Here is a 23,483-nt window from a genome sequence, read left to right on the forward strand (position 1 = left end):
AGCCGCGCAACGCTAGCACGCGGGCGAGGGAGGTCCAATGACTTGCCAAGGTGATGCGCCGCCATTATCTAGTGTCCGTGTCTCACAGGTTGATTCCATGCACGGTTCTCCCGACCAGCTTGCCCCGCGTGCGCGCCATCTGCTGCGCACGCTGATTGCGCGTTACATCCAGGACGGTGAGCCGGTCGGCTCGCAGACGCTGGCGCGCGTGGCTGGCCTGGAGGTCAGCCCGGCCACCATCCGCAACATCCTCGGCGACCTGGAAGACCTGGGGCTGCTGGCCTCGCCGCACACCTCGGCCGGGCGCATCCCGACCGCGCATGGCTATCGGGTGTTCGTCGACAGCCTGCTGCAGATGCAGCCGCCGGGCGAGGGCGAGCTGGCCCGGTTGCGCCAGGAACTGGCCAGTGGCGGCAGCACCCAGGCCCTGCTCGGCAGCGCCTCGGAGCTGCTGTCGGCGATGAGCCACTTCGTCGGCGTGGTCAGCGCGCCGCGGCGTGAGCAGTTCGCGTTCCGCCAGATCGATTTCGTGGCGCTGGACGGGCGCCGGGTGCTGGCGATCCTGGTGTTTGCCGACAACGAGGTGCAGAACCGCGTCATCGAGACCCGCCAGGAGTTCGCGCCGGGCCAGCTGGAGCAGGTCGCCAACTATCTCAATGCCCATTTCGCCGGCCTGCCGATGGCCGAGATCCGCACCCGTCTGCTGCTGGAGCTGCGCGACGCCCGTTCGGAACTGGAGCAGCTGCTGGCACACAGCATCGAACTGGCCGAGCAGGCCCTGCAGCCGGCCGCTGACGACATGCTGGTGGCCGGCCAGACCCGCTTGATGGGGGTGCAGGACCTGTCCGACCTGGAGCGCCTGCGCGAGCTGTTCGAGCTGTTTTCCAGCAAGCGCGAGATCCTGCAGCTGCTGGAGCGGACCATCCAGGCCCCGGGCGTGCGCATCTTCATCGGCGAAGAGACCGGGATGATGCCGCTGCAGGGGGTCTCGCTGGTCACCGCCCCGTACACTGCCAATGGCCAGGTACTGGGCGTGCTGGGCGTGATCGGCCCCAAGCGGATGGCCTACGACCGCATGATTCCGCTGGTCCAGGCCACCGCCGATGTGCTCGGCGCGGCCTTTTCACCGGCCGGGCGCACTCCCGGAACATCCGACGCTTGAAACGCAGCATCCCGCCCACACTAGGGTGGGTGGAGGCGGAGATTGACCGCCAGGGACCCAGACATGAACCACGAACATCCAGATATCGAATCCCAGCAGACGGCCGCCGATGCGGCCGCCGCCGCCAGCGTCAACGACGAAGTGGAGCGCCTGCGCGCCGAAGTCGAGCAGATCAAGGCCGATGCGCTGCGTGAGCGCGCCGACCTCGAGAACCAGCGCAAGCGCGTTGCCCGTGACATCGAGCAGGCCCGCAAGTTCGCCAACGAGAAGCTGCTGGGCGAGCTGCTGCCGGTGTTCGACAGCCTGGATGCCGGCCTGAAGGCCGCGGGCGACGACCCGCATCCGCTGCGCGAAGGCCTGGAGCTGACCTACAAGCAGCTGCTGAAGGTCGCCGCCGACAATGGCCTGGTCCTGCTGGACCCGATCGGCCAGCCGTTCAACCCGGAACACCACCAGGCGATCAGCCAGGTGCCGACCCCGGGCGCCGCCCCGGGCAGCGTGGTGACCGTGTTCCAGAAGGGCTACCTGCTCAACGAGCGCCTGCTGCGGCCGGCGCTGGTGGTGGTGGCCGCCGATTGATCGGCCGGGCCGGGCGATGCCCGGTCCCGGTCGTGCCAGGCCATGCCTGGCAAGGTTTTCCAGGCGCTGAACACAGCGTTCGGGAGATGGCTTGAATGTTCCACGAGCCTCCCCCACATCGTATTCATCCACCGGCCGAGCGGCCGGACTGACCCCAACAAGCATCCTCAGGAGTCTCCCCCATGGGCAAGATCATTGGTATCGACCTCGGCACCACCAACTCGTGCGTGGCGATCATGGACGGCGGCAAGGCCCGCGTCATCGAGAATTCGGAAGGCGATCGCACCACCCCGTCGATCGTCGCCTACACCAAGGACGGCGAAGTCCTGGTCGGCGCCTCGGCCAAGCGTCAGGCCGTGACCAACCCGAAGAACACCTTCTATGCGGTGAAGCGCCTGATCGGCCGCAAGTTCACCGACGCCGAAGTGCAGAAGGACATCGCCCACGTCCCGTACAGCATCCTGGCCCATGACAATGGCGACGCCTGGGTGGCCACCAGCGACGGCAAGAAGATGGCCCCGCAGGAAATCTCGGCCAAGGTGCTGGAGAAGATGAAGAAGACCGCCGAGGACTTCCTCGGTGAGAAGGTCACCGAAGCGGTCATCACCGTGCCGGCCTACTTCAACGACAGCCAGCGCCAGGCGACCAAGGACGCCGGCCGCATCGCTGGCCTGGACGTCAAGCGCATCATCAACGAGCCGACCGCGGCCGCGCTGGCCTATGGCCTGGACAAGGGTGACAACAAGGATCGCAAGATCGTGGTGTACGACCTGGGCGGCGGCACCTTCGACGTCTCGGTGATCGAGATCGCCAACGTCGACGGCGAGAAGCAGTTCGAAGTGCTGGCCACCAACGGCGACACCTTCCTGGGCGGCGAAGACTTCGACAACCGCGTCATCGAGTACCTGGTTGAAGAGTTCAACAAGGACCAGGGCATCGACCTGCGCAAGGATCCGCTGGCCCTGCAGCGCCTGAAGGACGCCGCCGAGCGCGCCAAGATCGAGCTGTCCAGCGCCCAGCAGACCGAAGTGAACCTGCCGTACGTCACCGCTGACGCCTCGGGTCCGAAGCACCTGAACATCAAGCTGACCCGCGCCAAGCTGGAAGCGCTGGTGGAAGACCTGATCAAGAAGTCGATCGAGCCGTGCCGCGTCGCCCTGAACGATGCCGGCCTGCGTTCGAGCGACATCAGCGAAGTGATCCTGGTCGGTGGCCAGACCCGCATGCCGAAGGTGCAGCAGGCGGTGACCGAGTTCTTCGGCAAGGAACCGCGCAAGGACGTCAACCCGGACGAAGCCGTGGCACTGGGTGCTGCGATCCAGGGCGGCGTGCTCGGCGGCGACGTCAAGGACGTGCTGCTGCTGGACGTGACCCCGCTGTCGCTGGGTATTGAGACCATGGGCGGCGTGTTCACCAAGATCATCGAGAAGAACACCACCATCCCGACCAAGGCTTCGCAGGTGTTCTCCACCGCCGAGGACAACCAGTCGGCCGTGACCGTGCACGTGCTGCAGGGTGAGCGCGAACAGGCCCGCTTCAACAAGTCGCTGGCCAAGTTCGACCTGTCCGGCATCGAACCGGCCCCGCGCGGCCTGCCGCAGGTGGAAGTGTCCTTCGACATCGACGCCAACGGCATCCTGCACGTGTCGGCCAAGGACAAGAAGACCAACAAGGAACAGAAGGTCGAGATCAAGGCCGGTTCGGGCCTGTCCGAGGAAGAGATCGCACGCATGGTCGCCGACGCGGAAGCCAACCGCGAAGAAGACAAGAAGTTCCAGGAGCTGGTGCAGGCCCGCAACCAGGCCGACGCCCTGATCCACGGCACCCGCAGCGCCATCACCGAGCACGGCAGCAAGGTCGGCGGCGATGTCATCGGCAAGGTCGAGGCGGCGCTGGCCGACCTGGAAACCGCGATGAAGGGTGACGACAAGGCACAGATCGAAGCCAAGTCGAAGGCACTGGAAGAAGCCGGCCAGTCGCTGTTCGCCGCCGCTTCGGCCGACCAGGGCGGTGCCGCCCCGGGTGCCGACGCCGGCAATGCGGGCAAGCCGCAGGATGACGTGGTGGACGCCGAGTTCACCGAAGTCAAGGACGACAAGAAGTCCTGATCCGGACCGACACGGGACGCTGGCCATCAGCGTCCCGTTGTCGCATCAGGGTCCTGACCGCCCACCGGCGTGTCGGGGCGCCCGACGCAAGAGCGGACCTGGTTCCGCTCTTCCGCTTTGACGAATCCCGACTTTCCGGAACCCGATTCACGATATGAGCAAGCGCGATTACTACGAAGTGCTGGGCGTTGCCCGCACTGCCACCGACGACGAGCTGAAGAAGGCCTACCGTCGCTGCGCGATGAAGTTCCACCCGGACCGCAACCCGGGTGATGCGGCGGCCGAAGCCTCCTTCAAGGAGTGCAAGGAAGCCTACGAAGTGCTGTCCGACGGCAACAAGCGCCGCATGTACGACAGCCATGGCCACGCCGCGTTCGAGCACGGCATGGGCGGTGGCGGTCCGGGCGGCCCGGACATGAACGATATCTTCGGCGATATCTTCGGCAACATCTTTGGCGGTGGTGGCGGTGGTCCGCGCCAGGCCCGTCGCGGCGCCGACATCGGCTACGTGATGGAACTGGACCTGGAAGAGGCCGTGCGCGGCGTCGAGCGCCGGATCGAGATCCCGACCCTGGCCGAGTGCGGCGACTGCGATGGCAGTGGCTCGGAGGACGGCAAGGTCGAGACCTGCAATGTGTGTCATGGCCGCGGCCAGGTGCGCATCCAGCGCGGCATCTTCGCCATGCAGCAGGCCTGCCACAACTGCGGCGGCCGCGGCCAGATCATCGCCAAGCCCTGCAAGACCTGCCACGGCAATGGCCGTGTCGAGGAAGACAAGGTGCTGTCGGTGAAGGTGCCGGCGGGCGTCGATACCGGCGACCGCATCCGCCTGCAGGGCGAGGGCGAGGCCGGCCCGGCCGGTACGCCGCCGGGTGACCTGTACGTGGAAGTGCGCGTGCGCGAGCATGCGATCTTCCAGCGCGATGGCGACGACCTGCACTGCGAAGTGCCGATCCGCATCTCGCAGGCGGCGCTGGGTGACACCGTGCGCGTGGCGACCCTCGGCGGCGAAGCGGAAATCCGCATCCCGGCCGAGACCCAGACCGGCAAGCTGTTCCGCCTGCGTGGCAAGGGCGTACGTTCGGTGCGCAGCCGCAGCGAGGGCGACCTGTACTGTCGTGTGGTGGTGGAGACCCCGGTCAACCTCACCAACGAGCAGCGCAAGCTGCTGGAGCAGTTCGAGGCCACCTTCGTCGGCGAGGAAGCACGCAAGCATTCGCCGAAGTCGGCCACCTTCATGGATGGCGTGAAGGGCTTCTGGGACCGGATGACGTCCTGAGTTTTTCAACGGAAGCGATGAACGATAGCGCCGGGCCATGCCCGGCGTTGTCGTTTGTGGTGCAGTAGATCCAGGCCATGCGTGGATGCCGTTCAAAGGATCAGCGGAAGAACGCCGCCGGCGTCTGCCCCAGCTGCCGCTTGAACATGCTGGTGAACGCGCTGGGGCTGTCGTAACCCATCGCCAGCGCGACATCGATGACTTTGTCGCCGACCGCCAGTCGCTCCAGGGCGGCCAGCAGCCGTGCCTGCTGCCGCCACTGCCCGAAGGTCATGCCCAGTTCGCTGGCGAAATGGCGCTGGATGGTCTTCACGTCCACCTGCAGCGCCTGCGCCCAGTCCTGCAGGGTGGCGTCGTCGCCAGGATGCTTCTGGATGTGCTGGCAGATCCGCTGCAGGCGCGGGTCGGTGGGCGAGGGCAGGTGCAGCGGCAGCACGTCCATGCGGTGCAGCTCGTCCAGCAGCAGGCGCACCACGCGGCCATCCCGGCTGTCCTCTTCGTGTGCGGTCTCTATCAGGCTGGCGGCCAGCAGCAGTTCGCGCAGCAGCGGCGCTACCTGCACCGCGAACGCTTCGTCCGGCAGATGGGGCGCGAAATCCGGCTCCACGTACAGGCTGCGCATGTGTACTTCGGCAATGCAGTCCACCGCATGCGCCATGCCGGCCGGCACCCAGATCGCGCGGGTCGAGGGTACGACCCAGCGGCCGCCGTCCGCACGCACCACCATCAGTCCGGACATGGCGAACACCAGCTGGTGACGGCGATGCCGGTGGGGCGCGATGTGGGTGCCGGGTTTGTAGTGGCGGGCGCGGCAGGTCACCGGACGGTGCACCGGAACCTCGTTCCACGGCGCAGTCTCGCGGACCGGGCAGGGATTGTCCTTTTTGCGATATGCCATGACCCGAACGCGGCAGAAGGGAGGAGGAGCCCACCGTAGCATGCGTGGCTCGCCCCCAACCTGACTGTGTCCATGTCGACCCTGGCTTCTCCCGCAACGACCTCACGCCCGGTGGCCCCCGGCGTGCTGGCCGCCATTTCCACCTCGCATGTCGTCAACGACATGATGCAGTCGCTGATCCTGGCCATCTATCCGGTGATCAAGGGCGGCTTCAATCTCAGCTTCACCCAGATCGGCCTGATCACGCTGACCTACCAGCTCACCGCCTCGATCTTCCAGCCCTTGATCGGCATGGCCACCGACCGTCGCCCAGCCCCGTACTCGCTGCCGATCGGCATGGCCTCGACCCTGTGCGGCATGCTGCTGCTCGGCTTCGCGCCGAACTACGCGGTAGTGCTGATGGCGGCGGCAATGGTCGGCATCGGTTCGGCCATCTTCCATCCCGAGGCCTCGCGCATTGCGCGGCTGGCTTCGGGCGGCCGTCACGGCTTCGCGCAGTCGGTGTTCCAGGTGGGTGGCAATTTCGGCACCGCGCTCGGCCCGCTGATTGCAGCGGCGGTAATCGTGCCGTATGGCCAGCATGCCGCATCGTGGTTTGCCGGCGCCGCCCTGATCGGCATCGGCCTGCTGACCTATGTCGGCCGCTGGTACGCGCTGCATCTGGGCGCGCCACGCCCCGCCAGCACGGCGGCGATGGCGCCGCGACACCCGCCGCGCACCGTGGCCAAGGTGCTGGCGATCCTGCTGGTGCTGATCTTCAGCAAGTACTTCTACATGGCCAGCATCGGCAGCTACTTCACCTTCTACCTGATCCACCACTTCGGCATTCCGGTGGCGCAGGCCCAGCTGCATCTGTTCGCGTTCCTGGTGGCGTCCGCCGCTGGCGGCTTCCTCGGCGGCCCGCTGGGTGACCGCATCGGCCGCAAGCCGATCATCTGGACCTCGATCCTGGGCGTGGCCCCGTTCGCACTGATGCTGCCGCATGCCGATCTGTTCTGGACCACGGTGTTGGCGGTGCTGATCGGTTTCGTGCTGTCGTCGGCGTTCTCGGCGATCGTGGTGTACGCACAGGAAATGATGCCGCACCGCATCGGCATGGTGTCCGGCCTGTTCTTTGGTTTCGCCTTCGGCATGGGCGGGCTGGGCGCTGCTGTGCTGGGCCTGCTGGCGGACAAGACCAGCATCGAGTACGTCTACCAGTTGACCGCGTTCCTGCCGCTGCTCGGCATCGTGGCGGCCTGGCTGCCACCGTCGCGGCCTGCTGCTCACTGAGGGGGTTGGGTTTGCAGGGCTTGCAGCCCTGCACCCGCAGAGGCAACGTCAACAGCAGAAGCGGGCTATCCGTGGGTTGGCGGGGTGGGTCCGGTTGCAGGGGACGCCGTAAACCCATCCCTGGGGGCTTGGCCGCGGCATCCATGCCGCGGACACCCCTGCAACCGGACCCACCCCGCCTTCGATGGTTTTTCGTGATCTGCCGGAACGGCTTACTGCTCTGGTAGGTGTCGACCTTGGTCGACACGGTAGATCCACGCCATGCGTGGATGACTCATTCGATGTCTGACAGATGTGTCGACCAAGGTCGACACCTACCAACAGCCGCGCGGAACAACAGCCGCAGTTACCAACAGCCGTGTGAACCTGTCGAAGGTGGGGCGGTGTCGGATTGCGGGGTGTCAGCGGCATGGATGCCGCTGCCAAGCCTACAAGGACGTACTTGCGGCGTCCCCGCACTCCGACACCGCCCCGCCACCCCACGGAATGCCGCTTTGGCTTCGGCCGTTGCGGTTGCCGTTGCATTGAGCAGGTGCAGGGCTGCAAGCCCTGCCGAAAACTCCCTTGGGCGTAGAATGCGGGCATGAGCGAATCCCTTGATAACCACCTGGTCCACGGCCGCCGCCAGCGGCCCGATGGTCCGTCGCCGATCGATGTCATCTCGGTCCAGTCGCAACTCGTCTACGGTCATGCCGGCAACAGCGCCGCCGTTCCGCCGATGCGCGCGCTGGGCGTGCGCGTCGCGGAAATCCCGACCGTGCTGCTCAGCAACGCGCCGTTCTACGACACCACCCGCGGCCGCGTGCTGCCCGCCGACTGGTTCGCCGACCTGCTGCTGGGCACCCACGAGCGCGGCCTCCCGCAGCGGGCGAAGATGCTGGTTTCCGGCTACTTCGGCAGCACCGCCAACGGTGTCGCCTTCGCAGACTGGTTGGACGAGATCCTGCCGGCCTGTCCGCAGCTGCGTTACTGCCTGGATCCGGTGATTGGTGACACCCACACCGGCCCCTACGTGGAACCGGGCCTGGAGGCGATCTTCGCCGAGCGATTGCTGCCGCATGCCTGGTTGGTGACCCCGAACGCCTTCGAACTGAATCGTCTGACCGGCATGCCGGCACTGGCCGAGGCTGATGCCATCGCTGCCGCGCGCACGCTGCTGGATCGCGGCCCGCACTGGGTGATCGCGCACAGCGTGGGCGGTAACCCGGGTGAGCTGGTGACCCTGGCGGTCGGTTGTGAGGAAACCTGGCGCTGGACTTCGCCGCTGCTGCCGGTGGATGTGGCCGGCACCGGTGACGTGCTGATGTCGCTGGTGGTGTCGTTCCTGTTGCGAGGTGAATCGATGCAGCAGGCGATTTCGCGTGCGATTGCCGGTACCCATGCGGCGCTGGAGGCGACTCTGGACAATGGCTACGAGGAATTCGACGTGATCGCGGCGGCGCCTGCCGCGCTGGCCGAAGGCACGCGCTTCCGTGCCGAACGCGTGGCATGAGCGGTCTGCACGAACGCACGCCGCGTACGGTCGGTATCGTCGGTAGTGCTGGCGCCTATGGGCGCTGGCTGACCCGTTTCTTCCAGCAGCACATGCAGCTGCAGGTGATCGGCCACGATCCGGCCGATCCGGACTCGCATACGCCGGAACAGCTGCTGGCGCAGGCGGACGTGCTGGTGTTCTCGGCGCCGATCCGGCATACGCCGGCGTTGATTGCCGAGTACGTGCAGCAGTCGGCAGGCCGCGAGCGGGGCAGGTTGTGGCTGGACGTGACCTCAGTGAAGGAAGCGCCGGTGCAGGCGATGCTGGGTTCGCAGGCAGAAGTGGTCGGCCTGCACCCGATGACTGCGCCACCCAAGGCGCCGACCCTGAAGGGCCGGGTGATGGTGGTCTGCGAAGCGCGGCTGCAACACTGGCAGCCATGGGTCGATACGCTGTGCACGGCGCTGCAGGCCGAGTGCGTGCGGGCCACGCCGCAGCACCACGACCAGATGATGGCGCTGGTACAGGCGATGGTGCATGCCACCCACCTGGCCCAGGCCGGTGTACTGCGCCAGTACCAGCCACAGCTGGGCGATCTGACCGCGATGATGCCGTACCGCTCGGCGTCGTTCGAGCTGGATACGGCGATCATTTCGCGCATCCTGTCGCTGAACCCGGCGATCTACGAAGACATCCAGTTCGGCAACCCGTACGTGGCGCCGATGCTGGAGCGGCTGGTCGGCCAGCTGCAGGCGCTGCAGGCGCAGGTCGGGCAGGGCGACGACCGTGCGCGTGGTGCATTCCGCGAGCAGCTGCTGTCGGCCAACCGCAGTGCCTTCGGTGAGCAGGCCGTGGCCGAGGGCAACTACACCTTTGAACGCGTGGGTTATCTGCTGGCCGACCTGACCGAGCGCAATGCGTTGTCGGTGCACCTGCCGGAGGATCGGCCGGGTTCACTGCGTGAGCTGCTGAATGTGTTTGAGCAGCACCACATCAGCCTGGCCTCGATCCACTCCTCGCGGACGCCTGGCGGTGAGGTGCATTTCCGTATCGGATTCGTGGCCGGCAGCGATGCTGCAGCGATCGCCCGGGCGGCGGCCGAGGTGGACGCCAGCGGCATCGGGCGGGTACTGGGCTGAATTCATCCACAGGCGGTGTGGATGGTTCCTGAGCAAACGTGTGGATAACCGGGCGCAGCCCTTGGTGGCAAAGGCTGTCAAGATGGTTGGTCAAAAATTGACCGCGCTTTTTTGTAGGGTCGAGCCACGCTCGACTGCCCGTGGCAAAAGGCGTGTCGACCAAGGTCGACACCTACCAGAGGCAAAAAAGCGTGTCGACCAAGGTCGACACCTACCAGAGGCAAAAGGCATGTCGACCAAGGTCGACACCCACCAGAGCGGGGCGATACGAAATCCGGTAGCGCCGGACCATGCCCGGCGAACCTCAGATCGTCAGTCGCAGTTCGCCGCCGCTGGTGGTGAATTCGCGGCCATTGCGAACCAGATGACGCCCGTCATCCAGCTCGTAACGCGGCGTGGCTTCAGAGTGATGCCCGCCGCCATTCGCCTCGGGCTTGAACTCGATGATGATGTGGCTTTCGCCATTGCTGTCCACTGCAGGGAACTGACGGAACGACATCGTGCACCTCCTTCAACGGATGCTGCTGTTCGCCGCCAGCTTGGTCCCGCCGATGTTAGCCGGCCGTCATCAATCGATGAACTGCAGGCGTGCAAGTTCAGCGTACAAGCCACCTTCGGCCAGCAGTTGCGCATGCGTGCCCTCGGCGACGATACGGCCCTGGTCCATCACCACGATGCGGTCGGCCTTGAGCACGGTGGCCAGGCGGTGGGCGATGACCAGCGTGGTGCGGCCGGCCATCAGCCGCTCCAGCGCCTGCTGCACGCTGTGCTCGCTCTGCGCGTCCAGCGCGCTGGTGGCTTCGTCCAGCAGCAGGATCGGCGCGTCCTTGAGCAGTGCACGGGCAATTGCCACGCGCTGCTGCTGGCCGCCGGACAGGCGGGCACCGCGCTCTCCCAGTTCGCTGTCGTAGCCCTGCGGCAACGCGCGCAGGAAGCCATCGGCCTCGGCCGCTCGCGCGGCATCTTCGACTTCGGCGTCACTGGCCTGCAGGCGGCCATAGCGGATGTTGTCGCGCGCACTGGCCGCGAACAGGGTGGGCTGCTGCGGCACCAGCGCCAGCTGCGCACGCAGCTCGGCCGGGTCCACCTGGCGCACGTCGATGCCATCCACGCAGATGCGGCCATCGGCCGGGTCGTGGAAGCGCAGCAGCATCGAAAGCACGGTGCTCTTGCCCGCCCCCGACGGACCCACCAGCGCCACGGTTTCGCCCGGACGCACGTGCAGGTTGAAGTGGTCCAGCGCAGCCTGGTCCGGGCGTTGCGGATAGTGGAACACCACATCATTGAACTGGATCTCGCCGCGCAAGGGCTGCGGCAACGCGTGCGGCTGTGCCGGCGCGCGGATCTCGATGTCTTCCTGCAGCAGTTCGCCGATGCGGCCCATGCCGCCGGCCGCGCGCTGCAGCTCGTTCCATACTTCGGCCAGTGCGCCCACCGAGCCGCCGCCGATCAGTGCATACAGCACGAACTGGCCCAGCGTACCGGCGCTGAGGCGGCCGTCGATGACGTCGTGCGCGCCCAGCCACAACACACCGACGATGGCGCCGAATACCAGCAGGATGGCGCTGGCGGTGACCAGCGACTGTGCGCCGATGCGGCGACGGGCAGCGCTGATGGCATCACCGAGAGCCTTGTCGAAGCGTCCACGCTCGTACGGCTCGCGTGCATGTGCCTGCACCGTGCGCACCGCCCCCAGGGTTTCACTGGCCAGGCTGTTGGCATCGGCGATGCGGTCCTGGCTGTTGCGTGCGACCGTGCGCAGCTTGCGCGCGCCGATGATGATCGGCAGCACCGCCAGCGGAATGCCGAGCAGCGACCATGCGGCCAGCCGGGGGCTGGTGACGAACAGCATCGCCAGGCTGCCGATGACGGTGACCGTGCTGCGCAGCGCCACGGACATGGTCGAGCCGACCACGCTGCGCAGCAGTTCGGTGTCCGCGGTCAGGCGCGAGACCAGTTCTCCGCTGCGGCTGCGGTCGTGGAAACCGGCGCCCAGCTGGATCAGGTGGGCATACAGCTGGCTGCGCAGGTCGGCCACGACCTTTTCGCCGAGCAGCGATACGAAGTAGAAGCGCGCGGCCGTACCCAGCGCCATCACCACCGCGACCAGCATCAGCAGGGCGAAAGCGCGGTTGATCTGGCCACCGCTGCTGAAACCGTGATCGATCATCTGCTTCACCGCCGGAGGCAGGCTCAGCGTGGCGGCCGAAGACACCGCCAGGGCCAGCAGCCAGGCAGTGAACAGGCCACTGTGGCGGCGCACGAACGGCCACAGCGTACGCAGGCTGCCGAGGCGGCGCAGCGGCGGGGTCGAAGCGGGAGCGTCGTCCTTGTCAGTCATCCTGGTCGTCGTCTTGTATGCGGATACGGTCACGGGTGGCGTCGCGCAGGCGGATTTTCAATGCGTCGACCTGATCGGCGGGCAATTCGACCCGCAGGCACACGCCATTGGCATCGAACTGTTCATCGCGCTTCTCGGCCCCGAAGGCGGGCAGGGCAGCATGCAAGGTGCCCAGGTCTTCAAAACCAGCCAGCAGCTGCAGGCGGGACATGGCGACCAGCGGCAGGCGTGGCGCGGTGCGCAGGCATTCGGCCGCAGCGCCGCCATAGGCGCGTACCAGGCCGCCTGCACCGAGCTTGATGCCGCCAAACCAGCGCGTCACCACCACCATCACCCGGTCGAAGCCCTGGCCATCAATGGCGGCAAGAATCGGCCGCCCAGCGGTACCCGCGGGCTCGCCATCGTCGCTGGAACGGTAGTCCTGCCCGTGCCGGTAGGCCCAGCAGTTGTGCGTGGCATCGACCACCGCGACCTGCTGCAGAAACGCCATCGCCGCTGCGGGGCCATCGATCGGCGTGGCATGGGCGATGAAACGGCTGTGCTTGATTTCCAGCGTGTGGCTGACCGGCTGGGCGAGGGTATCGGGCATTCCCACCATTCTACGGTGTTGCTGCCGATTTCCGTGGCACTCAGTCGTCCAGCAGCGGGCGCAGGTCGCGCGGCAGGCGCGATTCCGGGTACTGCTGGATGTAGCGTTCCAGGCTGGCGCGGGCGAGGTCGCGCTGGCCCTGATCGCGGCGTTCGCGGATCTTTTCCAGCCATTGCCGGCGCGGCAGGCGTGCATCCGCGCTTACTTCAGCCTGCACCGCATCCGCGCTCAGGCCCGCATCGCTGTTGCGCTGCATGACGCCGGGCGCGGAACGGCGGGTCGCCTCGCGCTTCATCGAAGTGATCTCGACCCGGTCCTGCATCACGGCGGGTTCGGCGTCGACGTCGGCGGCGTTGGCGACCGGTGCCGCCGCCGTACGCGCCTTCAATGCGGCTGCCGGAGCCGGAGCCGGAGCCGGCAAGGTGGGGGCCGGTGCCGAGTACGCAACAGGGGCCGGCGGCGCAGGAGGTGCCGCAGCTGGTGGCGGCGGCAACGCTGCGAACGCGGTATCGGCGGCGGCTTCTGCGGCCATCGATGGTGCGGCCCGCACCGGCGCTGGAGGCGCTTGCGCCGGGGCAGGCTGGCGCGCACGCGCGATGGCAGGTGCGGGGGTATCGGCGGCCGGGATTGCAGCCGTCTTCGGGGGCGCAAGCGGTGCGGTCGGCGCGGCGGCTGGCGCCGCAGCCGCGCTGTCGGCCGCACCGCTGTCAGCAGCCTGGTCGGCGGTGGAGACGTCGGCGGCCGCCGGTGCCGCGGCAACAGCGGCCTCACCGGCAGGAACCGGGGGCGGCTCCGGGCGCAGCTGCCAGGCAATGCCGATTGCGAAGACCATCGAGGCGGCGATACCGAACACCGCCGGCCAGCGTGGGCGCGCGCGTCGCGCGCGCGCGGCGTCCGGCGAGGCGGCGGCATCGGCGGACGGAGCGTCCACGGCGGCGCGGGCCGCAGCCAGGATGGCGGCATCCAGGGCAGCTGGCGGTGCCTGTTCGGCGCGATGGCCGAGCAGGCGGGCCAGCTCGCGTTCTTCCGGCGTCAGCGGTTCGTCTCGGTTCATGCGTTCAATCCCGCACGCAGCTTGTCCATCGCATAGCGCAGCCGCGATTTCACGGTTTCCCGGCCTACGCCGGTGATCTGGCCGATCTCCTCCAGGCTCAGTTCCTGATCCAGCCGCAGTTGCAGCACTTCGCGCTGCTCCGGCGGCAGTTGTTCCATCGCCAGCTGGATGCGGCGACGCTGTTCGAATTCGGAAAGCTCCGCTTCCGGGGTCTGCCCATCCTCGATCGCGGCCAGGCGCAGATCGGCGTCGGCCGGCGCGGCGGGGCGATGGCGGGCGGCGCGCCAATGGTCGTTCAGGCGGTTGTGGGCGATGCGGAACAGCCAGGTGCTGAACGCGGCCTCGGGCTGCCAGCCGGCGCGGGCGCTGATCACCCGTTGCCAGACGTCCTGGAAGATCTCTTCGGCCAGCGCGTTGTCGCGCAGTTGCCGCAGCAGGAAGCCGAACAGGCGCTTGCGATGGCGCGTATACAGGCTTTCGAAGGCACGCAGGTCGCCACCGGCCCAGGCCAGCATCAAGGCTTCATCGGTTGGCAGTGCGCTGGCTTCCACGGCGTACAGGGTAAGGCCTGCAGGCGATGGCGCATAGCCGGTGGCGGCGGCGGGCAGGGCGAGGGTCATGGCTCGGAAGAGGCTACGGTCATCAGGAAAAACGTACGGGCGCACGATTCGGGGTTTACGGGCTTCCATTGCCCCCCGGGTGGCGCGCTATGCTCGGCGGCTCAGGGGAGGCGACGCACAGACGGCGCCAAGAGATTGTCATTTGTCCACGCATGCTGAACCGGCGGAAGAGCCACCACACGAGGCTGTGCTGAGCACGGCGCTGGTGCGCGCGTTGCATGCGCTTTTGCCGGAAACGGCCGTGGTCCGCGTCGGCTGGGACGACCCGCAGCTTGGCCGTGGCCAGGGCGGCTGGCCGTCGCCGGCAGTTGCCGGCCACGTGGCCGCGGAGCCGGGAACCGGCGATGGCCAGCATGGCTGGGAGTACGACGGTGCTCGGCTGCTGTTGTCGGTGGCCGGAGCGGCGCCTTCGCCGGCCTGGTGGGGGGTGGCCCGGCAGGCGATGGAGCTGGCGCTGCAGCGCGGCCGCCAGGCCGGCCAGATCAAGGCGCTGGAAGAGGCCGAGCGGCTGCAGCAGGCGTTGTTCCAGATTGCCGATCTGGCCGGTGCCGACCTGGAAATGCCCGAGATGCTGCGCCACGTGCATGGCGTTCTGGGCACGCTGATGTATGCGGAGAACTGCTACATCGTCGAGTACGACGACGTGCGCGACCAGATACGCTTCCTGTACTTCGCCGATCAGGTCGATGATTTCGTCGCCGATCCCACGCAGAGCCATGACGCCAGCGAGATGCCGCGCAGCCTGACCGTGGCGCTGCTGCGTCATGGCAGGCCGCTCAGTGGTCCCTCGCGCAAGCTGCTGGCGCAGGTGATGGAGCAGGAACACGACCCGCAGCGCGGCCCGGAAAGCCTGGACTGGCTGGGTGTGCCGATGCTGCGCGATGGCCGCGTATGCGGTGCCATCGTGGTTCAGAGCTATGAACAGGCGGCCCGCTATGGCGAGGCCGAGCGCGCATTGCTGGGCTTCGTTGCGCAGCACGTACAGACCGCGATGGACCGGCGCCAGGCGCAGGTGCGGCTGGAACAGCAGGTGGCGCGGCGCACCCAGGAACTGCAGCGCGCCAACCACAGCCTGCAGGACGAGGTGGCCGAGCGTCGTCGCGCCGAACAGCTGCAGACCGCCCTGTACAACATCGCCGAGATGGCGATGTCGGCCGACAGCCTGGCCCAGTTCTACGGACAGGTGCATGGGGTGGTCGGGCGCCTGCTCGACGCTCGCAATTTCTACATCGCCCTGGTGAACCCTGCCGGCAACGGCCTGGACTTCGTCTATTCGGTGGACGAACACAACGCCAGCCGCGCGCCGCGACCGTTCAGCCGTGGCCTGACCGAATACGTGGTACGCAACCGGCGCCCGCTGCTGGCTTCGCGTGGGCAGATCGACGCGTTGCTGGCCAGCGGCGAAGTGCGCGAATCCGGTACGCGCTCGCACTGCTGGCTGGGCGTGCCACTGCTGCGCGACGACGAAGTCGTTGGCGCGATCGTGGTGCAGAGCTACAGCGAGAGCAGCGCCTTCAGCGTGCACGATCAGCGTCTGCTGACCTTCGTCGCACAGAACATCGGCACCGGGCTGGCCCGCCAGCGTGACCAGCAGCGGCTGCGCTCGGCGCACGCCGAGCTGGAGAAGCGCGTGGAAGAGCGAACCCGCGAACTGGCCGAAGTCAACGAAAAACTGCTCGGCCAGATCGGCGAGCGCCTGCGCGCCGAACAGCGCCTGACCCACCAGGCCATGCACGATGCGTTGACCGGCCTGCCCAACCGCCTGCACCTGCTGGATCGCCTGCAGGATGCGCTGGCGCTGGCCCGGCGCGAGGGCGGCCCGGTGTTCGCCGTGCTGTTCCTCGACCTGGACCGCTTCAAGCTGGTCAACGACAGCATCGGCCATGCCGCCGGCGACCGCATGCTGGTGGAAGTGGCCAAGCGCATCGTGTCGATGGCCGGCACCGAGGACGTGGTGGCCCGGCTGGGTGGCGACGAATTCGCGGTGCTGCTGCAATGCCCGCAGGGCCTGGCGCAGGCCTTGGACTTTGGCCAGCGCCTGCTGCTGGCATTGCAGGAATCGATGTGGATCGCCGGGCGCGAACTGTTCCCGTCCGGCAGCCTGGGCATCGCCTTGTGGAACCCCCGCTACCGCACCGGCGAAGAGCTGCTGCGCGATGCCGACGCTGCGATGTACCGGGCCAAGGCGCAGGGCCACGACCGTTGCGCGATATTCGACGAGGACATGCGCGAGCAGGCCATGCGCAGCCTTGATCTGGAAGCCGACCTGCGCCGTGCGATCAACAACCGCGACTTCGTGCCGTTCTACCAGCCGATCGTGCGCCTGTCCGATGGCGAGGTGGTGGGTCACGAGGCGCTGCTGCGTTGGCAGCACGAGCGCCGTGGGCTGCTGTTGCCAGGCGCGTTCCTGGAGCTGGGCGAGGAGAGCGGCCTGATCGAACAGGTCGACTGGCTGATCTACGAGCAGGTCATCGCCGGCCTGGTCGAAGGCGGGCACAGCTATGTATCGGTGAACGTGTCACCGCGCCATTTCCGCTCCGCGGAGTTCAGCGACCGCCTGTTCGGCCTGCTGGACGAGTATGGTGCGGATCCGCAGCGACTGCGCCTGGAAATTACCGAGGTGGCGCTGCTGGATGATGGTCCGCACACCCTGCGCATCCTGCAGGGCCTGCGCGAGCGCGGCATCCAGGTGCAGCTGGACGATTTCGGTACCGGCTTCTCGGCGCTGTCCTACCTGCACCGCTTCCCGATCAGTACGCTGAAGATCGACCAGAGTTTCATCGCCGGCCTGCATGGGCCGGAAGTGCAGAGCACGCGCGCGCTGGTCGAGGGCGTGCTGTCGCTGGCGCGCACGCTGGGCATCGAGACCATCGGCGAGGGCATCGAGACCGAGGCGCAGCAGCAGACGCTGCGCGAACTCGGCTGCGACTACGGCCAGGGCTATCTGCTGGGGCGGCCCGCACCGCGGGGCTGCGCGGCGGTCTGAGCCGCCGCGCAGGGAAGCATCAGCGCAGGGCGGCGCGACGCTTTTCGTCGATCCACTTCGAGGCCTGCGCCGGCTGGTAGTTCTTCATCCACTCCAGCATCGCTTCGATGTCCGAGCCGTACCACAGGTCCTGGCGCTGGTCCGGGTGCAGGAAGCGCTCTTCCACCATGCGGTCGATCATGCCGATCAGTGGGGCGTAGAAACCCTCCACGTCGAGGAACGCGCACGGCTTGTTGCCGATACCCAGCTGGCGCCAGGTCAGCATCTCGAAGATCTCTTCCATGGTGCCGAAGCCGCCGGGCAGCGTGACGAAGCCATCGGCGAGGTCGAACATGCGCGACTTGCGTTCATGCATCGAACCGACGATCTCCAGCTCGGTCAGGCCGCGGTGGGCCACTTCCCAGTCGGCCAGCTGGCGCGGAATCACGCCGGTCACCTCGCCGCCGGCGGCGAGCACGGCATTGGCCACGGTTCCCATCAGGCCGACGTTGCCACCGCCGTACACCAGGCGCAGGCCATCACGGGCGATGCGGTCACCCAGGGCAATGGCGCGTTCGGTATAGGCCGGCTTGCTGCCAGCGTTGGAACCACAGTACACACAGATCGATTTCATGGATCTTCCTGTCTCTTGGCCGGAAACGAAAACGCCCCGTCGCCGACCGCAGGGCGGTCAGGGACGGGGTGTCCTTGGATTATGAGCCCTTCTGTAGAGCCGAGCCATGCTCGGCTGCTCTTCGTTCAGATCGCGGCAAAGGCCGAGTCGAGCATGGCTCGACTCTACAAACGCCAAGCAGGCTTACGCCGCGGCGGCCTGCTCGCGGCGCGGGCCTTCACGCAGGGCGCGGCCCACCAGGCCCACCAGCAGGTCCAGCTCCTCGCTGTCCATGCCGAAGTGCGGGGTGAAGCGCAGCGAGTTCTCGCCGCCGTGGATCACGTTGATGCCGTGCTGGCGCAGCCATTCTTCGGTGGAGTTGGCGCCGTAGCACTTGAACTGAGGAGCCAGCTCGCAGGAGAACAGCAGGCCGGTGCCCTGCACCTTGGTGATCAGGCCGCCCAGCTCGTTCTTCAGTTGTTCCAGCTTGCGCACGGCCTCGGCACCACGCTCGGCGATGTTGGCGCGCACCTGCGGGGTCAGCTGGGCCAGGGTGGCACAGGCCACGTCCAGCGCACGCGGGTTGCTGGTCATCGTGTTGCCATAGATGCCCTTGCGGTACAGCTGCGCGGCATGCTCGGTCACCGCCAGCACCGACAGCGGGTACTGCGCGGCGTTGAGCGCCTTGGAGTAGGTCTCCATGTCCGGCGGGTCCAGGCCTTCGAAGCCCGGGTAATCGACCACCGACAGCACGCCATGCGCGCGCAGGCCGGCCTGGATCGAGTCGAGCAGCAGCAGGCTGCCATGGGCACGGGTCAGCTCGCGGGCCACGGCATAGAACGACGGCGGCACCGAGCGGCCCGGGTCGCCTTCGCCCATCACCGGCTCCAGGAACACTGCCTCGATGAACCACTGGTTGCGCGCGGCATCCTCGAACACCTTGCGCAGGCCGGCTTCGTCGTACGGCGCCACGGTGATCACCGAGTCTTCGCCACGGTAGCTGGCCAGGTGCTGCATGTAGCTCTTGCGGCTGGAATCCGAATAGAGGGCAGGGCGGTCGGTACGGCCATGGAAGCTGCCCTTGACCACCACGCGCTTGATCGCAGCACCGGCGTGGCGGGCGCCCGGGTCGGTCTGCAGCTTGGCGTTGACGTCGGCGATGCGCGCGGCCAGGCCAACGGCCTCTGAACCGGAATTCAGGCACATGAAACGGGTGAACGGGCAGCCGCCACGGCGGTGGCCGATCTCGGCGCGCAGGGCGGTGATGAAGCGCTGCTGCGACAGGCTGGGGGTCATGATGTTGGCCATCACCTGCGGGCGGGCCATCGCCTCCAGCACGGCATCCGGGGTGTGCCCGAAGCCGAGCATGCCGTAGCCGCCGGCGTCGTACAGCACGGCGCCCTTCAGGGTGACCACCCACGGGCCGCGCGCAGCCAGTGCCACGTATGGGGTCACCGCGTCATCGGCGTAGAAATTGACGAAACCGTCCTGCATCGCGTCGATCTGCGCCTGTTCGTCCTGCGCCAGCAGCGGCCCCAGGTCGGCTTGCACGCGCGCGAATTCCTCGGCGGCGGCGTCCACCGCGGCGATCAGCTGCGGATGGTTGGCGGACAGGGCGGTCAGGGTGGCATCGTCCAGGCCGGAGGTGAGGCGGGTGCCGGGCTGGTTGCGCAGGGGGGCGAGGCGTTCGATGAAGCTCATTGCAGATCTCCTGAAACAATGGGTCGCACGGGTCTTCAAAAGCAAAACGCGCGTCATCACGCGCGCTTGGGGCAGGCTCGTGCAGCGGACTTCCAACTCGATGCTAGCACTTGTTTTTTTGCGCGATAACCCCGCAGAAACCTGCTGCATAGCAGCATTTTGCGCGACGTTCGCCGCGAAGCGCGCCGGCTTGCAGACGCTGGACGTACAATGCGCGCCATTGTCGACCTGTTGCCGCCCACTGCCTTGAAGAAGTCCGATTTCAACTACGACCTGCCGGCTGAACTGATCGCGCAGGCGCCCCTGGCCGAACGTTCCGCCAGCCGCCTGCTGCTGGTGCCGCAAGCCCCCGCCGCGTTCACCGACCTGCAGGTGCGTGACCTGCCGTCACTGCTGCAGCCTGGCGACCTGCTGGTGTTCAACGACACCCGGGTGATCCCGGCTCGGCTGTTCGGGCAGAAGGCCAGCGGCGGCCGCGTGGAGATCCTGATCGAGCGCCTGCTGGGCGCCCAGCAGGCCCGCGCGCAGGTGGGGGCCAGCAAATCGCCGAAGGCCGGCAGCCGCATCGCGTTGGACGCCGGCGGCGAAGCCGAGGTGCTGGGCCGCGATGGCGAGTTCTACGTGCTGCAGTTCCATGTGCCGGAATCACTGGAGCAGTGGCTGCTGCATGCCGGTCGCCTGCCGTTGCCGCCGTACATCCAGCGCGAGCCGGGTGTGGATGACCGCGAGCGCTACCAGACCGTGTTCGCGCGTGAAGTCGGCGCGGTGGCGGCACCGACCGCCGGCCTGCATTTCGACGAACCGCTGCTGGCCGCATTGAAGGACAAGGGCGTGGACTTCGGCCACGTCACCCTGCACGTGGGTGCGGGCACCTTCCAGCCGGTGCGTGCCGATGACCTGAAGGACCACGTGATGCACCGCGAGTGGCTGAATGTCGGTGCCGAGCTGGTGCAGCAGGTGCGGCGCACGCGCGCCGCCGGCGGCCGCGTGATCGGCGTCGGCACCACCGTGGTGCGCGCGCTGGAAAGCGCGATGCGCGAGGGTGAACTGCTGCCGTTCGCCGGCGAGACGCAGATCTTCATCACCCCGGGCTACCGCATCCGCAGCGTCGACGCGATGGTGACCAACTTCCACCTGCCGGAAAGCACGTTGCTGATGATGATTTCCGCGTTCGCCGGCAAGGAGCGCGTGTTCGAGGCCTACCAGCACGCGATCGAACAGCGCTACCGCTTCTTCAGCTACGGCGACGCGATGCTGCTGTTCCCGCAGGCGGGGTAGGGCGCTGACCTCTGCCTGCTTGTGGTGGGTGCGCACCCTTGGTGCGCACTTGCAGGTGCCTGGAGGCCAGGAAAGCCACGCATGGAGTGGCTCTACTGCCTCCGGCGCTGTGGTAGATCCACACCATGCGTGGACAATCCTTTCCGCAAGTGGGTTCCGCCGGGCTGCTCAGCCCAAATCCACCTTGCATTCGCTGAGCGGAACGGGCTGGCCGTCGGAGATGATCAGGTGGTCATCTTCAATGCGGGCCAGGCGAAGGCCGAGGTTGAGTGCCCCGGCTTCCACCGCCTTCCGCCATCCATCCAGATCGCCGTGGAAGGAAAGGGCGAGGAAGCGCTGGCCGTTGGGTAGGGTTATCCGGCAGCTGTCCGATACGATGCCACCGCTGCTCGCGGTGAACTCGCCAGCAGAGGCCAGCAATTTGCGGAACTGACTTGAAGCGCTGCTGGTATGGAAATCCTCGTAATAGATGAACTCCACTCCGGCTACAGGATTTATGCCCGGGGCGATTCGATCGGCTCGTTGCTCGATTTTTCCCCCAAGAATTGCTTCTAGTACCTCGCGGTCACTTCTATTCATCTTGGGCCTGATTTCCTGGCGAAATACGTAGTCCGCCCATCTTGGAGGGGCGACCAGTCAGGGCCAAGGCCAGATGCGACAGTCCAGCAGCCGCGTCGCTCAGGTCATTGGTTCCGTTCAGGCCTGAATGGGCGGTCGATCCGGTTTTGGGAGACAATAGGCGACTATTTGCCTGAATGACCGCTCCATGTCCCGACTGCAGTTCCAGCTCAAGACCCGCGACGGCCGTGCCCGCCGTGGCCGCCTGACCTTCCCGCGTGGCACGGTGGAAACGCCGGCCTTCATGCCGGTGGGGACCTATGGCTCGGTCAAGGGCATCCTGCCGGACCAGGTGCGTGCGCTGGGCGCCGAGATCATCCTCGGCAACACGTTCCACCTGTACCTGCGCCCGGGCCTGGACATCATTGCCGACCACGGCGGCCTGCACGGCTTCTGCCGCTGGGACGGCCCGATCCTGACCGACTCCGGCGGCTTCCAGGTGTTCTCGCTGGCCCACCGCCGCAAGATCACCGAGCAGGGCGTGACCTTCGCCTCGCCCACCGACGGTGCCCGCGTGTTCCTGGGCCCGGAAGAGAGCATGAAGATCCAGAAAGTGCTCGATTCGGACGTGGTGATGATCTTCGATGAGTGCACCCCGTACCCGGCCACCGAGGATGTGGCGCGCCGCTCGATGGAGCTGAGCCTGCGCTGGGCCCAGCGCAGCCGCAACGCGCATGACGAGCTGGGCAATGACGCGGCCCTGTTCGGCATCGTCCAGGGCGGCGTGCACACCGACCTGCGCAGCCGCTCGGCCGAGGCCCTGCAGGCGATCGGCTTCGACGGTTACGCCATCGGTGGCCTGGCCGTGGGCGAGCCGGAGCACGAGCGCAACGCCATGCTCGACCACCTGGACCCGGAACTGCCGGGCGACCGTCCGCGCTATCTGATGGGTGTGGGCCGGCCGGAAGACCTGGTCGAGGGTGTCGCACGTGGCGTGGACATGTTCGACTGCGTGATGCCGACCCGCAACGCCCGCAACGGCCACTATTTCACCTCGTTCGGCACCGTCCGCATCCGCAATTCACAGTACGCGCGCGACATGGACCCGATCGAGCCGGGCTGTGGCTGCGTGGCCTGCACCGGCGGTTACACGCGTTCGTACCTGCGCCACCTGGACCGCTGCAACGAGATGCTGGCGCCGATGCTGGGCACCCTGCACAACCTGTTCTATTACGAAAAGCTCATGGCCGACATCCGTGCGGCGATCGAGGCGGGAACCTTCCTGGCCTTCCGTGAGTCTTTCTACGCGGCACGCGGGGCGGTAGCACCGCCCCTGTAACCCGAACACCCCCTGCCAAACGGCCCAAGGACGAACGCCCGGGGCCGTGGCATACTTCAAGGCTGACCCAGATCCGCGGTCGACACCCCGTGCCCGTGAAAGGGCCGGAGCGCCGCCCAACCAAAGGACCAACGATGAACCTGCTTGCCTTCCTGATTCCCGCCGCCCACGCCCAGGCCGCCGGCGGCCAACCGCAGGGCATGGGCCTGACCACGCTGCTGTTCCCGATCATCCTGATCGCCATCATGTACTTCCTGATGATCCGCCCGCAGATGAAGCGGCAGAAGGAACACAAGTCCATGCTGGAGAAGATCAAGCGTGGCGACGAAGTGCTGACCAATGGCGGCATCGCCGGCAAGGTCACCGACATCGGCGACAACTTCATCACCATCGAAGTGGCCGAGAACGTGCGCATCCGCGTGCAGAAGGGCGCTGTTGGCAGCGTGCTGCCGACCGGCACCCTGGATTCGGCCAAGTAAGCCACTCCCTTTCCGATGCACAACCGCGGCGCCGG

At 67.1% G+C, this 23,483-nt stretch carries 20 protein-coding genes; 11 read left to right on the forward strand and 9 right to left on the reverse strand.

Annotation, left to right across the window (positions count from 1 at the left end):
* Positions 1-97 precede the first annotated feature (97 nt).
* The 4 genes from hrcA (at position 98) to dnaJ (ending at position 5,128) form a co-directional block, all read left to right on the forward strand.
* Positions 98-1,162 (forward strand): heat-inducible transcriptional repressor HrcA, encoded by a 1,065-nt coding sequence (gene hrcA / locus SriyCCGPB3_RS08670; protein ID WP_107432375.1) that lies wholly within the window; start codon positions 98-100, stop codon positions 1,160-1,162.
* A 63-nt stretch (positions 1,163-1,225) separates the two neighbouring features.
* Positions 1,226-1,741: a nucleotide exchange factor GrpE gene (gene grpE, locus SriyCCGPB3_RS08675; protein WP_180847157.1), complete on the forward strand. Its 516-nt coding sequence runs from the start codon at positions 1,226-1,228 to the stop codon at positions 1,739-1,741.
* A 182-nt stretch (positions 1,742-1,923) separates the two neighbouring features.
* Positions 1,924-3,849 carry a molecular chaperone DnaK gene (gene dnaK, locus SriyCCGPB3_RS08680; protein ID WP_093999974.1) on the forward strand — a complete coding sequence of 642 codons (1,926 nt, stop codon included), beginning with the start codon at positions 1,924-1,926 and terminating at the stop codon, positions 3,847-3,849.
* A gap of 154 nt (positions 3,850-4,003) precedes the next feature.
* Positions 4,004-5,128 carry a molecular chaperone DnaJ gene (gene dnaJ, locus SriyCCGPB3_RS08685; protein ID WP_014036853.1) on the forward strand — a complete coding sequence of 375 codons (1,125 nt, stop codon included), beginning with the start codon at positions 4,004-4,006 and terminating at the stop codon, positions 5,126-5,128.
* Positions 5,129-5,228: 100 nt separating this feature from the next.
* Here dnaJ and SriyCCGPB3_RS08690 read toward each other — a convergent pair whose 3' ends face one another.
* Positions 5,229-6,026, reverse strand: coding sequence for an AraC family transcriptional regulator (locus SriyCCGPB3_RS08690; RefSeq protein WP_350260131.1), 798 nt, complete (start codon positions 6,024-6,026; stop codon positions 5,229-5,231).
* Positions 6,027-6,098: 72 nt separating this feature from the next.
* On the opposite strand from SriyCCGPB3_RS08690, the gene SriyCCGPB3_RS08695 reads away from it, so the two are divergent.
* The 3 genes from SriyCCGPB3_RS08695 (at position 6,099) to SriyCCGPB3_RS08705 (ending at position 9,911) form a co-directional block, all read left to right on the forward strand.
* A complete protein-coding gene (locus SriyCCGPB3_RS08695; RefSeq protein WP_110711993.1) occupies positions 6,099-7,298 on the forward strand; it encodes an MFS transporter in 1,200 nt (399 codons plus the stop codon).
* 583 nt (positions 7,299-7,881) lie between these two features.
* Complete coding sequence (pdxY, locus tag SriyCCGPB3_RS08700; protein ID WP_350260132.1) at positions 7,882-8,790, forward strand: pyridoxal kinase; 909 nt, start codon at positions 7,882-7,884, stop codon at positions 8,788-8,790.
* On the forward strand, positions 8,787-9,911 hold the full coding sequence (locus SriyCCGPB3_RS08705; RefSeq protein WP_164162760.1) for a prephenate dehydrogenase: 1,125 nt from the start codon (positions 8,787-8,789) through the stop codon (positions 9,909-9,911). The genes pdxY and SriyCCGPB3_RS08705 overlap by 4 nt, the downstream gene beginning before the upstream one ends.
* Before the next feature lie 304 nt (positions 9,912-10,215).
* Here the strand turns inward: SriyCCGPB3_RS08705 and SriyCCGPB3_RS08710 are convergent, their stop codons facing one another.
* The 5 genes from SriyCCGPB3_RS08710 to SriyCCGPB3_RS08730 form a co-directional block, all read right to left on the reverse strand.
* On the reverse strand, positions 10,216-10,410 hold the full coding sequence (locus SriyCCGPB3_RS08710; RefSeq protein WP_350260133.1) for a hypothetical protein: 195 nt from the start codon (positions 10,408-10,410) through the stop codon (positions 10,216-10,218).
* A 69-nt stretch (positions 10,411-10,479) separates the two neighbouring features.
* Positions 10,480-12,252 carry an ABC transporter transmembrane domain-containing protein gene (locus SriyCCGPB3_RS08715; RefSeq protein ID WP_350260134.1) on the reverse strand — a complete coding sequence of 591 codons (1,773 nt, stop codon included), beginning with the start codon at positions 12,250-12,252 and terminating at the stop codon, positions 10,480-10,482.
* A complete protein-coding gene (locus SriyCCGPB3_RS08720; RefSeq protein WP_110711997.1) occupies positions 12,245-12,841 on the reverse strand; it encodes an IMPACT family protein in 597 nt (198 codons plus the stop codon). The genes SriyCCGPB3_RS08715 and SriyCCGPB3_RS08720 overlap by 8 nt, the downstream gene beginning before the upstream one ends.
* 40 nt (positions 12,842-12,881) lie before the next feature.
* A complete protein-coding gene (locus SriyCCGPB3_RS08725) occupies positions 12,882-13,895 on the reverse strand; it encodes a hypothetical protein (protein WP_350260135.1) in 1,014 nt (337 codons plus the stop codon).
* Positions 13,892-14,410, reverse strand: a complete 519-nt coding sequence (locus tag SriyCCGPB3_RS08730) for an RNA polymerase sigma factor (protein ID WP_350260363.1) — start codon at positions 14,408-14,410, stop codon at positions 13,892-13,894. The genes SriyCCGPB3_RS08725 and SriyCCGPB3_RS08730 overlap by 4 nt, the downstream gene beginning before the upstream one ends.
* A 247-nt stretch (positions 14,411-14,657) precedes the next feature.
* Here SriyCCGPB3_RS08730 and SriyCCGPB3_RS08735 point away from each other — a divergent pair, with 247 nt between their 5' ends.
* A complete protein-coding gene (locus SriyCCGPB3_RS08735) occupies positions 14,658-17,501 on the forward strand; it encodes a bifunctional diguanylate cyclase/phosphodiesterase (RefSeq protein WP_153855032.1) in 2,844 nt (947 codons plus the stop codon).
* 19 nt (positions 17,502-17,520) lie between these two features.
* Here SriyCCGPB3_RS08735 and SriyCCGPB3_RS08740 read toward each other — a convergent pair whose 3' ends face one another.
* Positions 17,521-18,114 carry a TIGR00730 family Rossman fold protein gene (locus SriyCCGPB3_RS08740; RefSeq protein WP_010484495.1) on the reverse strand — a complete coding sequence of 198 codons (594 nt, stop codon included), beginning with the start codon at positions 18,112-18,114 and terminating at the stop codon, positions 17,521-17,523.
* 183 nt (positions 18,115-18,297) lie between these two features.
* Positions 18,298-19,794, reverse strand: coding sequence for an aminotransferase class III-fold pyridoxal phosphate-dependent enzyme (locus tag SriyCCGPB3_RS08745; RefSeq protein WP_153855031.1), 1,497 nt, complete (start codon positions 19,792-19,794; stop codon positions 18,298-18,300).
* Between the two features lie 210 nt (positions 19,795-20,004).
* Between SriyCCGPB3_RS08745 and queA the strand changes: the two genes are divergently transcribed.
* Positions 20,005-21,072 carry a tRNA preQ1(34) S-adenosylmethionine ribosyltransferase-isomerase QueA gene (gene queA, locus SriyCCGPB3_RS08750; protein ID WP_110712002.1) on the forward strand — a complete coding sequence of 356 codons (1,068 nt, stop codon included), beginning with the start codon at positions 20,005-20,007 and terminating at the stop codon, positions 21,070-21,072.
* A 168-nt stretch (positions 21,073-21,240) separates the two neighbouring features.
* Here queA and SriyCCGPB3_RS08755 read toward each other — a convergent pair whose 3' ends face one another.
* On the reverse strand, positions 21,241-21,651 hold the full coding sequence (locus SriyCCGPB3_RS08755; RefSeq protein WP_350260136.1) for a hypothetical protein: 411 nt from the start codon (positions 21,649-21,651) through the stop codon (positions 21,241-21,243).
* Between the two features lie 187 nt (positions 21,652-21,838).
* On the opposite strand from SriyCCGPB3_RS08755, the gene tgt reads away from it, so the two are divergent.
* Complete coding sequence (tgt, locus tag SriyCCGPB3_RS08760; RefSeq protein WP_006434331.1) at positions 21,839-22,969, forward strand: tRNA guanosine(34) transglycosylase Tgt; 1,131 nt, start codon at positions 21,839-21,841, stop codon at positions 22,967-22,969.
* A 134-nt stretch (positions 22,970-23,103) separates the two neighbouring features.
* Complete coding sequence (gene yajC, locus SriyCCGPB3_RS08765; protein WP_014036867.1) at positions 23,104-23,448, forward strand: preprotein translocase subunit YajC; 345 nt, start codon at positions 23,104-23,106, stop codon at positions 23,446-23,448.
* The last annotated feature ends 35 nt before the right edge of the window (positions 23,449-23,483 follow it).

This window comes from Stenotrophomonas riyadhensis, from assembly GCF_040256885.1.
GTDB lineage: Bacteria > Pseudomonadota > Gammaproteobacteria > Xanthomonadales > Xanthomonadaceae > Stenotrophomonas > Stenotrophomonas riyadhensis.